Consider the following 14022-nt stretch of genomic DNA (forward strand, 5'->3'; position numbering starts at 1 on the left):
GCCGTCCCTCAGGCCGTCCCTCAGACCGTCCCTCAGACCGTCCCTCAGGCGCGGCAGCGCAGCATCGTCAGCGGCGGGTTGCCGAGGGCGTCCGCCCAGTAGGCCTCGCCGAATTCCTTCACACCGGCCTCGGACACCTCCACCGGGACCCAGGTCAGCTCGCTGAAGCCGGCCGCACGCAGGCAGTTCTCGTAGACCTCGCGGCGCGGGAAGATGCCGAAGATCGAGACCGGCGGGTCGAGCAGCGCCGTGGTCCGCACGCGCTGTCCGGCCTCGACCTCTTCGCCGGTCAGCTCGGTGACGAAGCCGTACTTGGCCAGGGAAGGCCCGTCGAAGTCGTAGTCGGGTGACTGGTTGAACAGGAAGAACTCGGCGCCGGGCGCCAGGTTCCGGTGCACGTTACGGCACATCCGCTCGATGGCGGCGATGTCCTCCGCGTAGTTGAGCAGCTGTACCGCCACCGCGACGTCGAAGCGCTTCCCGAGAGGCCGCAGTCCGGCCACATCGCCCACCTCGTAGCGCACGCCCAGCGGATCGCGCTCCTCCAGCGCCCGTGCCACGTTGACCATTTCACCGGAGATCTCGACACCGAGCACCTCCGCGGCGCCGCGCCGCTTGAACTCCCTGCTGTAGAAGCCGGTGCCGGACGCCAGGTCGAGGACCGACTTGCCGCGCACGTCCCCGACCATGGCGAGGAAGCTGGGCACCTCCCCGTACTTCACCATGGGCAGGCCCTTGAAGCCCTCGAACGCCTCACCGATCTCGTCGTACTGCTGCTGCGTGCTCACGGTTCTCTCCCCCATGCGATGTGACATGCCTCGGCCTGAGCCCCCGTCACCGAGGTGCGCGTCGGCCTCCGTTGGCAGTCTTGCCCGATCACGACAGCCGCCCGTACTGGCAGAACACACGAAGATCCGGACCCCCGCCCGGCCTCCCGTACGGCGGGCGTACGGGCTCCGGGCACGCCGAAGGGGACCGGCCGAGGCCGGTCCCCTTCGTAAAACCGCTGGTCAGCTACGCGCTCGGGCTACATCGGATGTTGCATCCAACGCAATTCCGCCTGGTTTCAGCTGCAGCCGCTGGTGGAGCCGCAGCCCTCGCAGATGTAGCAGGAACCGGCACGCTGCATCTTCGTACCGCAGGAGAAGCAGAGCGGGGCGTCGGCGGAGACGCCGAGCTGCATCTCGACCAGTTCGGCGTTGGAGTGCGCCGTCTTGGGGGCCGGGACCGGGGCGAGCGCGACCGGCTTCGGGACCGGGATGACCGGGACCGCGACCGGCGGGGCCGACTGGGTCAGGGACTCGGTGTCGAGCTCCTCGTCGAGGGGCTCGTAGGAACCGGTGTCCAGGTGACGCTGACGCTCCTCGGCGGAGTGGATGCCGAGGGCCGAGCGGGTCTCGAAGGGCAGGAAGTCGAGCGCCACGCGACGGAAGATGTAGTCGACGATCGACTGCGCCATCCGCACGTCCGGGTCATCCGTCATACCGGCCGGCTCGAAGCGCATGTTCGTGAACTTCGCGACGTACGTCTCCAGCGGGACGCCGTACTGCAGACCGACCGAGACGGCGATCGAGAAGGCGTCCATCATGCCCGCGAGGGTCGAACCCTGCTTGGACATCTTCAGGAAGACCTCACCGAGACCGTCGTCCGGGTAGGAGTTCGCGGTCATGTAGCCCTCGGCGCCACCGACCGTGAAGGAGGTGGTGATCCCCGGGCGGCCCTTCGGGAGGCGCTTGCGGACCGGGCGGTACTCGATGACCTTCTCGACGGCCGTCCGGATGGTGTCCTCCGCCTTGGCGGTGACCTCCTCCTTCTCCTCTTCCTTCTTCTTCGCGGAGAGGGGCTGGCCGACCTTGCAGTTGTCGCGGTAGATCGCGAGCGCCTTGACGCCCAGCTTCCACGCCTCGAAGTAGATCTCCTCGATCTCTTCGACGGTGGCCGTCTCCGGCATGTTGACCGTCTTGGAGATCGCGCCGGAGATCCAGGGCTGGATCGCCGCCATCATGCGGACGTGGCCCATCGCGGAGATGGCACGCTCGCCCATCGCGCAGTCGAAGACCGAGTAGTGCTCCTGCTTCAGGCCCGGGGCGTCGACGACCACGCCGTGCTCGGCGATGTGGGCGACGATCGCCTCGATCTGCTCTTCCTGGTAGCCCATGCGGCGCAGGGCCTGCGGAACGGTGCCGTTGACGATCTGCATCGAGCCGCCGCCGACGAGCTTCTTGAACTTGACCAGGGCCAGGTCCGGCTCGACACCGGTGGTGTCGCAGGACATCGCGAGACCGATGGTGCCGGTCGGCGCGAGGACGGAGGCCTGCGAGTTGCGGAAGCCGTTCTTCTCGCCGAGCCGGATCACGTCCTGCCAGGCCTCGGTGGCCGCGGCCCAGATGATGTTGTCCAGGTCCTCGGTGCGCGGCGCGACGGCGTTGGCGTCGGCGTGCTGCTTCATGACGCGCTTGTGCGACTCGGCGTTGCGGGCGTAGCCGTCGTACGGGCCGACGATCGCGGCCAGCTCGGCGGAGCGCTTGTACGCGGTGCCGGTCATCAGCGAGGTGATCGAGGCGGCGAGGGTGCGGCCGCCGTCGGAGTCGTACGCGTGGCCGGTGGCCATCAGCAGGGCGCCGAGGTTGGCGTAGCCGATGCCCAGCTGGCGGAAGGCGCGGGTGTTCTCGCCGATCTTCTGCGTCGGGAAGTCCGCGAAGCAGATGGAGATGTCCATCGCGGTGATGACCAGCTCGACGACCTTCGCGAAGCGCTCGGCGTCGAAGGACTGGTTGCCCTTGCCGTCGTCGTCGAGGAACTTCATCAGGTTCAGCGAGGCGAGGTTGCAGGACGTGTTGTCCAGGTGCATGTACTCGCTGCACGGGTTGGACGCGGTGATGCGGCCGGACTCGGGGCAGGTGTGCCAGTTGTTGATCACACCGTCGTACTGGATGCCCGGGTCGGCGCAGGCCCACGCGGCCTCGGCGAGCTTGCGGAAGAGCGACTTGGCGTCGACCATCTCGATGACCTCGCCGGTCATGCGGGCGCGCAGGCCGAACTCGGTGCCGTTCTCGACGGCCGTCATGAACTCGTCGTTCACGCGGACGGAGTTGTTGGCGTTCTGGTACTGGACCGACGTGATGTCGTCCCCGCCCAGGTCCATGTCGAAGCCCGCGTCGCGCAGCGCGCGGATCTTCTCCTCTTCCTTCACCTTGGTCGCGATGAAGTCCTCGACGTCCGGGTGGTCCACGTCCAGGACGACCATCTTGGCCGCACGGCGGGTGGCGCCGCCCGACTTGATCGTTCCGGCGGACGCGTCCGCGCCGCGCATGAAGGAGACCGGGCCGGAGGCGTTGCCGCCGGAGGAGAGGAGCTCCTTGGAGGAGCGGATGCGGGAGAGGTTCAGGCCGGCGCCGGAGCCGCCCTTGAAGATCATGCCCTCTTCCTTGTACCAGTCGAGGATCGACTCCATGGAGTCGTCGACGGCCAGGATGAAGCAGGCGGAGACCTGCTGCGGCTGGGGCGTGCCGACGTTGAACCACACCGGCGAGTTGAAGCTGAAGATCTGGTGCAGGAGGGCGTACGTCAGCTCGTGCTCGAAGATCTCCGCGTCGGCGGGCGACGTGAAGTAGTCGAAGTCCTCGCCGGCCTTCGTGTACGTCTTCACGATCCGGTCGATGAGCTGCTTCAGACCGGTCTCGCGCTGCGGGGTGCCGACTGCGCCGCGGAAGTACTTGCTGGTGACGATGTTGACCGCGTTCACCGACCAGAAGTCGGGGAACTCGACGCCACGCTGCTCGAAGTTGACCGAGCCGTCGCGCCAGTTGGTCATGACGACGTCACGGCGCGCCCAGGTCACCTCGTCGTACGGGTGCACGCCCGGGGTGGTGTGGATGCGCTCGATACGCAGGCCGCTCTTGGCAGTCTTGGTCCCCTTGGCGCGGGAACCTCGTGCCGAGCTGCTCGCCGTCTCTGTCATGCCGTCCTCCCAATGCGGGCAAAACGCCCGAAAGTGCCAGCGCTATTCCGCGGCACGGTGCTGTGTCGTGTATCTACGTCTCTTCGCCTGGCTCACCGGCCGCTCCGCGATGCGAGTGGCAGCGCGATACGGGCCGTCCGGTCAGTCGGCGGCGGAGGCGGGCACGGGGACCGGAGCGGTCCCACCGGGCTCGCACTCTTGGGGGTGAGACCGCGGCACGCGGAGTTCCGCGATGGCGGTCTCGAAGTCTTCGAGTGTGTCGAACGCCTTGTAAACGGACGCGAACCGGAGGTACGCGACCAGGTCGAGGTCCTGCAGCGGACCGAGTATGGCCAGACCCACGTCGTGGGTGGTCAGCTCGGCGCTCCCGGTGGCGCGCAACGCCTCCTCGACCCGCTGGCCGAGCTTGGCGAGGGCGTCCTCGGTGACCGGCCGCCCCTGGCACGCCTTGCGCACGCCGGAGATGACCTTGGTACGGCTGAAGGGTTCGGTCACCCCGCTGCGCTTGATCACCATCAGCGAGGCCGTCTCCACCGTCGTGAAGCGACGGGAGCAGTCGGGGCACTGGCGGCGCCGGCGGATCGACGTGCCGTCGTCGGTGGTCCGACTGTCGACGACACGGCTGTCGGGGTGCCTGCAGAAGGGGCAGTGCATGGTTCCCTCACCCTCCTCTTGGCACGACTGAAACGCCGCACGAGACCCCTGAACGGCAGAGTCGAAGCTCTTCCGGGGGGCTCGTGAAGCAGCCACCAGCATATGCGATGTCGGAGACCTCGGGGGACCGAGGACCACAACTTCTGGGTGGCAGCGCTCATCCAACCACTAGATCTTGGGTTGCGGTGGATTTACGGCACTCCGCGTGTCGCGGCATCCGATGGCCGGGAACGGGGCCTCGCGGTGCCACACTGGGCACGCCCCGGACGACAGCCACCCGACCCAAAAGGGTACCGTAAGCAGTGGCTCCGGAGCCGAACCCGCGTTCGGGCCGGATGGCCCTTCGGTCGTCCATCAGTCGCCCATCGATCACCCATACACCGCACGATGTGACCACGGTGGATGATCTGCGATTTTTCACTCGAACGTGTGTTTGGCGCAACCTTTCGAAAGCAACTACCGTTGTCCAGCTAGGGAGAACATTTCGAGAGGGGCCGACGTGACCACCACCGCAGACAGTGCCACCATCACTGCCCAGAACCGCTCCCAGAGCCGACTCGAGCCGGTGCATGCCATGAATGACGCAAGCCTGAACCCGGAAGCGGAACCCGTACGCCCCGCACGCTCGCTGCCAGGGCGGCCTCCAGGCATCCGCGCCGACAGCTCCGGGCTCACGGACCGGCAGCGGAGGGTCATCGAGGTCATCCGCGACTCGGTGCAGCGGCGCGGCTACCCGCCGTCGATGCGGGAGATCGGCCAGGCGGTCGGCCTGTCGAGCACGTCTTCGGTCGCGCACCAGCTGATGGCCCTGGAGCGCAAGGGCTTCCTGCGCCGCGACCCCCACCGCCCCCGGGCGTACGAGGTGCGCGGATCCGACCAGCCCAGCTCGCAGCCCACGGACACCACGGGCAAGCCCGCGGCCTCGTACGTACCGCTGGTCGGCCGGATCGCGGCCGGTGGCCCGATCCTCGCCGAGGAGTCGGTGGAGGACGTGTTCCCGCTCCCCCGCCAGCTGGTCGGCGACGGCGAGCTGTTCTGCCTCAAGGTCGTCGGCGACTCGATGATCGAGGCCGCGATCTGTGACGGCGACTGGGTCACCGTCCGTCGCCAGCCCGTCGCGGAGAACGGCGACATCGTCGCCGCCATGCTCGACGGCGAGGCCACGGTCAAGCGGTTCAAGCGCGAGGACGGCCATGTCTGGCTGCTCCCGCACAACGCCGCCTACCAGCCGATCCCCGGCGACGAGGCCACCATCCTCGGCAAGGTCGTCGCGGTACTGCGCCGGGTCTGACTCCCCCGCGCCACCATCCAGCTCCGGGACCTACTGCGCCGGTCCCGGAGCTGCTTAGTGCCTACTTGCCCTCGGCCTGGGCGGCGGCGTCGATCGCGGCGAGCGAGCGGCGGGCCTGGTTGCGGTCCGTGGTGTACCAGAAGTCCGGCAGCGTGGCCCGCAGGAAGCTCCCGTACCGGGCCGTGGCCAGCCGGGGGTCCAGTACCGCGACCACACCCTTGTCACCGGTTGCCCGTACGAGCCGGCCCGCGCCCTGGGCCATCAGCAGCGCCGCGTGCGTCGCCGCGACGGACATGAAGCCGTTGCCGCCGCGCTCCTCGACCGACTTCTGCCGGGCGCTCATCAGCGGATCGTCGGGGCGCGGGAACGGGATGCGGTCCATGACCACCAGCTGGCAGCTGGGCCCGGGCACGTCCACGCCCTGCCACAGCGACAGGGTGCCGAAGAGACAGGTCTTCGGATCGGCCGCGAAGTTCTTGATCAGCTCGCCCAGCGTCTCCTCGCCCTGGAGCAGGATCGGGTTGTCGAGCCGGCCGCGCAGCTCCTCGGCGGCCGCCTTCGCGCCGCGCATGGAGGAGAACAGTCCGAGGGTGCGGCCGCCGGCCGCTTCGATCAGCTCGGCGAGCTCGTCCATCATGTCGCCGCGGGTGCCCTCCCGGCCCGGGGTGGCCAGGTGCTTGGCGACGTAGAGGATGCCCTGCTTGGGATAGTCGAACGGCGATCCGACGTCCAGGCCCTTCCACTGCGGTACGTCGTCCCCTTCGACGCCCTCGGGGGACAGGCCCATCGACGCGGCGACGCCGTTGAAATCGCCGCCGAGCTTGAGGGTCGCGGAGGTGAGGACCACCGAGCGGTCCTCGAACAGCTTCTCGCGCAGCAGGCCGGACACCGACAGCGGGGCCACCCGGAGCGTGGCGCCGAAGCGGTCGTGGCGTTCGTACCAGACGACGTCGTACTCGGAGCCGATCATGATCCGCTCCGCCACCCCGTGCACGCTCTCCACCGCGGCGAGCGCCTGCTTGCGGACGGCGTCCTCGTCGTGGACGGACTTGTCGCGGGTGTTGCCGATCGCCGAGATCACGTTGCGCGAGGCGTCCCGCAGGGCCATCAGCGCGTAGCCGAGGTCCTCGGGGATCTCCTCCAGCCGGCCGGGGAGGGCCAGCTCCATGACGCGCTCGAAGGTCTCGGACGCCGTCTGCAGGGAGTCCGCGGTCTTCTCGTCGACCAGCTTGGCCGCCCGCTTCACGGCACGGTTGACCTGGCCGGGGGTGAGCTCGCCGGTGGCGACCCCGGTCACCCGGGAGACCAGCTCGTGGGCCTCGTCGACGATCAGCACCTCGTGCTGCGGGAGCACCGGGGCGCCCTCGATGGCGTCGATGGCGAGGAGCGCGTGGTTGGTGACGACCACGTCCGCGAGCTTGGCACGCTCGCGTGCGGCTTCCGCGAAGCACTCGGCCCCGTACGCGCACTTCGTCGCGCCCAGGCATTCGCGGGAGGAGACGGAGATCTGCGACCAGGCCTTGTCGGAGACGCCCGGGGTCAGGTCGTCGCGGTCACCGGTCTCGGTCTCGTCCGCCCAGTCGCGCAGCCGCAGCAGGTCCTGACCCAGCTTGCTGGTGGGCGCCGCCGCCTCGAACTGGTCGAAGAGTCCCTCCTCCTCGTCCTGCGGGGCACCCTCGTGCAGACGGTGCAGGCACAGGTAGTTGGAGCGGCCCTTGAGCATGGCGAACTGCGGGCGGCGGCGGAGCTGCGGATGCAGCGCCTCCACCGTCCGGGGCAGGTCGCGCTCGACGAGCTGGCGCTGGAGGGCCAGCGTGGCCGTGGCCACGACCACGCGCTCGCCGTGTGCGAGGGCCGGCACCAGGTAGCCCAGGGACTTACCGGTGCCGGTGCCCGCCTGGATCAGGCGGTGGGAGTTGTCGTCGATCGCTTCGGCGACGGCTTCGGCCATGGCCACCTGGCCGGGACGCTCCGTGCCGCCGACGGCGGAGACGGCGGCGTGCAGCAGGTCGGGGAGGGAGGGCTTCGTCATAGCAGTACCAACCCTACGGGGCGCCACCGACAGTGACCGCACCGGCGACCGCTCACGAGCGGTACAGAGGGTTGGGCACGGTGCCGTGCAGTACGGCGTGCGGGCGGTCGGGCCGGTCGCGGTAGCCGTCCGCGTAGAGCCGGTTCCGGTTGAGGCAGAGCCTCCCGATGCGTTCGCCGAGCAGGTCGAAGAGCTCGTAGCGCTCCTTGAGCTCCGGGAAGCGTGCCTGGTGGCGCAGGATCTCCGCCCGTACCAGGGACCAGAACGCCTCCTCCGGGACCCCGAGCCGGTCCTCGCAGAGGGCGGAGAGGTAGCGGAAGACTCCCACGAACAGTCCGGAGTGGATGAACTGCGGCAGGAACCCGGCGGGCTCGGTCAGCAGCACCGCGCGGACCTCGTCGGGCATGGTGGCCAGCTCGGGCAGCGGCTCGGCGCTGATGTTGACGTCGTCCACGAAGTCCTTCACCGCGAGCCGGACCGGGACGTCGTGCTCGTCGAAGATCACGACGGCGTTCTCGCCGTGCGGGGAGAAAACGGTGCCGTAGCGGTAGAGGAAGTGGAGCAGCGGGGGCAGCAGGGCCCCGAACAGGCGCTGGAGCCAGACGCTGGGGGCCAGGCCGGAACGGGCGACGAGCTCGGCGGTGAAGGAGCGCCCGCGGGGATCGGTGTGCAGCAGCGAGGCGAGGGTGCGGGCGCGCTCGCCGGGAGCGAGGTGGCCGGCCAGCGGCTCGCGCCAGATCGCGCCGAGGAGCTCCTTGTACTGGTACGGGACTTCGGGGAGCGCGTCGTAGACGGGATGGCGGACCGTGACGGAGGCGACCTCGCCGAGCAGGATCACCCCGCACTCCTCCCGGAGGAAGGGGTCGCCGTCGCGGAGCGAGCGGATCCAGGCGGTGACGGCGGGCGCCGCGAGGGCCAGGTCGGAGGGCAGCCCGCGCCAGACCATGGTGTTGAAGACGGAGAGCGGCAGCTTGACGCTGTGGCGGTCGGGGCGGGTGAGGTTGAGGAAGGTGCGGATCGACTGCTGGGGGAGGCGGAGGTCGGGGTCGGCGGGGAGCGGGACCAGGGTGCCGGCGGCGAGGGCCGGGGCGAAGAGGGGCAGCAGGACCTCGTCCCATTGCCAGGGATGGACGGGGAGGTAGAGGTAGCCGAGCGGGTCGAGGCCCCGGTCGCGCAGGGTCCGGTCGAAGACGTCGCGGGTGACGGGGTCGAGCTCGGCGGAGTAGAGGCGGGCGGGGTCCTCCAGACCTGCGGTGCCCCGGTAGTGCGCGAGGGAGGTGTGGGCGGCCAGCCAGGGCAGGCGCTGTCCTGTCCGGGCCTCGGGCGCCCAGGCGGCGGTGTCGGAGGCGGAGAGCCCGATCCTGCCCTTGTTGAGGACGAGCCAGGGATGGCCGGTCTGGTGGCCTTCGAGGGCGGCGTAATCGAGGTCGGCGAGGACGTCGGCGGTGAGCGCGGTGTGGTCGATGCGCGCGTCGGCGGCGAGGGTGGCGCTGAGCTCGCGGACCAGGTGGCCGAGGGTCGCGCCGTCGATGCCGAGGAGGGTACGGGTTCGGATGAGGAAGGCGTACGGGTCCCCGAAGGCGGTCGGGGGCTCGCTCGAGGCGGGCGGCGGGGTGAGGGTCATAGTGTCGGGTCTGACGTGCCAGCTGCCGTACGCGCGGCGACGGGCCCGGAAGCCGAGGCTGCTGCCGTCGTCGAGGGTCAGCGTCCAGGCGTCGCCGGAGGCGGCCGGGGCGGGAACCGGGCTGATGATCTCCTCGTACGCGAACTCTCCGAGCATCTTGGCGAGCAGGCGACGGGCGGCGAAATCCCAGGTCGGGCGGTTCAGTTCGGGCGGGGTGCACGGGTGCTGGGGGGGACGGCGGTGCGGTGTCCGGGAAGTGCGGGCCTGGGGAGCCGGGGGTTGCGGAGAAATTCTGCACGGGACTCCTCGAAGATCGGGAACTTTGCTGTGTGACGCAGAGTTTTCGAAGTGAGAGGTGTGGAGGTCGCGGTGGCGGTCGCGGTGGGGGTCGCGGTGGAGGTGGAGGCGGGGGTTGAGATGGAGGCAGGGGCAGGGGCAGGGGCAGGGGACGGTGCTCAGAGGAGGTTGCGCAGCGCCCGCTCGCGGATCATCAGGGCGGCGCGCTTGCCGGGCAGGTCGATCTCGGTGGAGCAGCGGAAGCCGGAGTTCAGGAAGGCTGATACGGAGGGGGTGTTGCGGATGTCCGGTTCGGCGACGACGCGCATGCAGCGGGGACGGTTGTCGAGCACCAGGTCGGCGACGGCGCGCAGGAGCGCGGTGCCCAGACCTCGGCCCCGGTTCGTGCCGTCTCCGATGAGCAGGTGGATACCCGTGTCGTGGGGACGCGCCGGGTAGTACGCGGAGAGCGGGTCGAGGTCGGCCCGATAGATCTCCCAGTAGCTCATCGGTGCGCCGTCGAGGAGGCCGAGGCACGGGATGCTGTGGCTGTCCCCGTCCAGCTGTGCCCGCACGTGGGCGGCGGTGACGGTGGCGGGGCCGGCGAGTTCCCAATAGGCCTCCACGTCCAGGTCGTTCATCCAGCCGGTGAGCAGCTCCAGGTCGCGGTCGAGCCGTACGGGTTCGAGGCGCAGGACCCCGGCCCTTGTGGTGATGCCGCCCCAGCCTGCCGGGGAGTCGAGGAGGTCCGCTTCGGCGAGCAGGGGCAGCGACTCGGCGCTGAGCCTCGGTGCGACGGTGCGGGGTGCCCCGGTGTGACGGGGTGCCTCGGTGTGGAGGTCGGTGGAGGGCATCGGGGGTTCGTCTCCGTATCGGTGCTGATGCGTCAATCGTGGAGGGGGTTGGAGATGGTGACGTAGACGGACTGGGTGTCGACGGGGCCGACGAGCTCGTCGAGGCCGCCCAGGCGGGTGAGCAGATTCGCCTTGCAGCGCAGGGTGGGCGAGTCGAGCAGCAGCTCGGGGAGCGGGCCGAGGCCCCTGGTCTTGCCGAGGAAGCGGCGGAAGGCGGCGAGCAGGACACGCTCGTCGGCGAGCCCCTGGGATCCGAAGGCTCCGATGAGACCGAGCACGTTGTTGATGCCGAGGTAGTAGGCGAAGCGTTCGTCGGTGACGGCGTCGGGGACGAAGGTGTCGCTGGTGGTGCCGATACCGGGGAGGCGGCGTTCCAGTTCCGCGCGGCGGGAGGCGCGGAAGTAGTAGCCCTGGTTGTCGCGGTAGCGGCCGCCGACCGGCCAGCCGGCCGGGTCGAGGAGGACCAGCGTGTTCTGCTGGTGCGCTTCGAGGGCGATGCCGGCGAGCGCGTCGAAGGCGAGGACCGGCAGGACGACGTGTTCGAGGTAGCGCAGGAACCACTCGGCGGCGACGGCGGAGGTCGTCCGCCCGGTGGTGGCGGCGAGGCGCGAGACGGTCTCCACGAGCCGGGAGCTCATGGTGGTCCGTCCGGGCCACGGGCGGGGTGCGGTGAGTGCGGCGATGCAGAGGGCGTCGTCGCCCGGACGGAAGGGGTTGTGCCGGAGCAGGACGTCGAGTCCGGGGACGGGGGTGCCGTCCGGGGCGTCCACGGCGACCCAGGCGGGGTCGCGGACGATGTCGAAGCCGGGGTGGGCCGCCTGCCACTGGTCGGCGAGGCCGGTGCGGAGCAGCCGGTGCACCTCGATGCCGCGGTGGAGTTCCTTGCGGAGGTTCTCGCGGCGGGAGTTGGTGATGCGCAGGCCCAGCGACAGCTTGAGCATCGCGGGGGCGCCGGGCCGGTGGACGGTGCGGATGGAGGAGGTCGGGTACCAGGGCTCGCCGTACGGGCCCAGGTCGTGCAGGAGTCCCGCGTCGCGGAGGGCGGTGACCGCGGGGCGCTGGAGCAGGTCGCGGGCCTGCCAGGGGTGAAGGGGAAGGAGGGTGGCGCCGTCGGGCACGGGGAGACCGGGGGCGAGGCGGGCCAGGAGCCGGGCGGCCGAGACCGGGCGGCCGCGTTCGGTCCAGGCCGAGTCGGAGGCGAGTGCGGCGGGTGCGACCGCCACCCAGTGCAGGGGGAAGGAGCCGTGGAGTTCGGGTGAGTAGCGGCGCACTTCGGCTTCGGAGAGTCCTTCGCGGCTCTTCGGGGTCGGGTGCAGCGGGTGACCGAGGAGGAGGGACTGTTCGGCGGTGAGGAAGCGGTCCGCGGCGACGGGGGCCGGTACGCAGGGGCGTTGGCGGCGGTCGGTGATGAACTCCGTGGTCCGGTGCACCGAGTCGGCGACCCGGCCGACGAGGTCGGCGCTGCCACGGGCGGCATCGCCTTCCCTGGAGATCAGCGCGGCCAGCGTGACGGCGTCCACGGCGGGGGCGTCCGCGGGGATGCCTTCGATCCGGGCCGGGCCGAAGCGGTGCCAGCCGGCGGCGGACCAGTACCGGACGGCGACGAGCAGGGCCGTGCCGGAAGCGGGCAGGGGGACGCGGAGGACCGGCCCGGTGGGCTGCCCGAGTCCGGTCTCGCGGACCCAGCACCGCAGCAGGTTCTCCACCGAGGCGGCCTCGGCGGCGATGTGGGGGTCGGGGTGGTCCAGCGGGTCGGCCGCGCCCGCCCGGGGTCTGGTGCCGTCCTTCTGCCGTGGCACGGTCGCGGCGGCCTCGGCGGCGAGCTGCGGCTCGGTCGCCGCCCACGGCATGCCCGCGCCCGGCATGCCCGGCAGGGCTCCGGCGGGACCGGCGGAGCCACGCGTCTCCCCTGCCGGTGACGCGGAAGCTTCGGCCCGCTCCGACGGTGCGGTGTCGCCGGGCTCCGGCGGTTCGGAGCCACGGCTCCGCGGGGCCGCGGCGTCCTCGCCGGACATGGACACCCCGGTGGCACCGGAGACCGCGGGAAGAGCCGCGTACAGCCCCCCGGGCACGGCCGCCTGCCCGGGAAGAGCCCCGGGCAGCCCCCCAGGCACGGCCTGCGCCGAGGTTGCCCCGGGCAGCCCTGCCGAGGTCGGCCCGGCCGGAACACCCGCGCCCGGACCGTCCGAGTACGGCCCGTCCGGAACACCAGCTCCCGTACCCGCCGAGTTCGGCTCGCCCGGAACCGCCGTGCCCCGGCCTTCCGGGTTCGGCCCATCCGGAACGCCTGCCCTTGGACCGGCCAAATTCGGCCCGTACGGAACACCTGCGTCCGGACCGGCCAAGGTCGGCCCAGCCGGAACACCCGTGCCCGGACCGGCCAAGGTCGGCCCAGCCGGAACGCCCGCGCCCGTACCGGTCGAGTTCGGCCCGGCCGGCACCGTCGTGCCCCGACCTGCCGAGTTCGGCCCGGCCGGAACCACCGGAGCCTCTGGGTTGGGCGGTGCCGGGGAGGCTGGACCGGAGCCGGACACATGGGAGCCGGGCCTCGATACCCTGCCCTCCGCCGCGTGCCACCCGGACCGCTCCGCCTCACTGGGGACGGCGTCCGCTCCCACGCCAGAGCCTGCCGTGCGGGCCGGACCGGCCGCCCCGGCAACCTCCAGGGACCGTTCCTCCGCACCCGGACCCACTGGCGCCTCGGGCCCGCCGTCCAAGGGCCCGGAGGCGGGGGACGGCAGAGGCTGAGGCGTGGCACCGGCCAGGGACGGCCACGCGGTGCCACCAGCCGGGGCCCCACCAGCCACATAGGAGGCGTCCCCCGCACCGGGAAGCGACCGCGACGCGGGCCCAACAAGCGAAGACCCGACACCCGAAGGCCCGGAGGGGGCAGACGGCGGAGGCTGAGGCGTGGCACCGGCCAGCGGCGGGCACGCGAAGCCGGAGGGCGAAGCGCCGCCGTCCGAGGGCCCCGAGGGGGTGGGCCGCAGGGGCTGAGGCATGGCATCGGCCAGCGGCGGCCACGCGGTGCCAGAGGGCGAAAAGCCGCTGTTTGAGGGGGCGGACGGCAGGGGGTGAGGTGTGGCACCGGCCAGGGGCGGCCACCCGGTGCCACCTGTTCGGGCCCCGCCGGCCGCGTAGGGAGCGTCCCCCGCAGCGGGAAGCGACCGTGGCACGGCCACAGCAGGCGAAGGTCCGACGCCCCCGGGGGTGGGCGGCAGGGGGTGAGTTGGGCCGCCGGGGGTCGGCGGCCGTACTGCCGTCGCGGGTACGGGCCTGCCGTCGGAAGGCATGGAGGTGGTGGGCCGGGGAGGGCCGGCCGTCGCCTTG

The 14022-nt window shown here is 71.1% G+C and carries 8 protein-coding genes; 1 reads left to right on the forward strand and 7 read right to left on the reverse strand.

What is annotated here, in order from left to right; all coding sequences use genetic code 11:
- Window positions 1-44: 44 nt before the first annotated feature.
- From OG904_RS05990 to nrdR, 3 genes are all read right to left on the reverse strand, one after another.
- On the reverse strand, window positions 45-803 hold the full coding sequence (locus OG904_RS05990) for a class I SAM-dependent methyltransferase (RefSeq protein WP_405488127.1): 759 nt from the start codon (window positions 801-803) through the stop codon (window positions 45-47).
- A 263-nt stretch (window positions 804-1066) separates the two neighbouring features.
- The gene (locus OG904_RS05995) at window positions 1067-3961 is read right to left on the reverse strand and encodes a vitamin B12-dependent ribonucleotide reductase (protein ID WP_405488129.1); all 2895 of its coding nucleotides are present in this window, start codon (window positions 3959-3961) and stop codon (window positions 1067-1069) included.
- Between the two features lie 141 nt (window positions 3962-4102).
- Window positions 4103-4615: a transcriptional regulator NrdR gene (gene nrdR / locus OG904_RS06000; RefSeq protein WP_328301176.1), complete on the reverse strand. Its 513-nt coding sequence runs from the start codon at window positions 4613-4615 to the stop codon at window positions 4103-4105.
- Window positions 4616-5114: 499 nt separating this feature from the next.
- Between nrdR and lexA the strand changes: the two genes are divergently transcribed.
- A complete protein-coding gene (lexA, locus tag OG904_RS06005; protein WP_214953278.1) occupies window positions 5115-5906 on the forward strand; it encodes a transcriptional repressor LexA in 792 nt (263 codons plus the stop codon).
- 61 nt (window positions 5907-5967) lie between these two features.
- Here lexA and OG904_RS06010 read toward each other — a convergent pair whose 3' ends face one another.
- From OG904_RS06010 to OG904_RS06025, 4 genes are all read right to left on the reverse strand, one after another.
- Window positions 5968-7938, reverse strand: coding sequence for an ATP-dependent DNA helicase (locus tag OG904_RS06010; protein WP_405488132.1), 1971 nt, complete (start codon window positions 7936-7938; stop codon window positions 5968-5970).
- 52 nt (window positions 7939-7990) lie between these two features.
- A complete protein-coding gene (locus tag OG904_RS06015) occupies window positions 7991-9718 on the reverse strand; it encodes an IucA/IucC family protein (RefSeq protein ID WP_405488134.1) in 1728 nt (575 codons plus the stop codon).
- A 299-nt stretch (window positions 9719-10017) separates the two neighbouring features.
- Window positions 10018-10692: a GNAT family N-acetyltransferase gene (locus OG904_RS06020; RefSeq protein WP_405488136.1), complete on the reverse strand. Its 675-nt coding sequence runs from the start codon at window positions 10690-10692 to the stop codon at window positions 10018-10020.
- A 32-nt stretch (window positions 10693-10724) separates the two neighbouring features.
- A complete protein-coding gene (locus tag OG904_RS06025) occupies window positions 10725-12707 on the reverse strand; it encodes an IucA/IucC family protein (protein WP_405497789.1) in 1983 nt (660 codons plus the stop codon).
- Between the last annotated feature and the right edge of the window lie 1315 nt (window positions 12708-14022).

This window comes from Streptomyces sp. NBC_00096 (genome assembly GCF_045041305.1).
Lineage (GTDB): Bacteria > Actinomycetota > Actinomycetes > Streptomycetales > Streptomycetaceae > Streptomyces.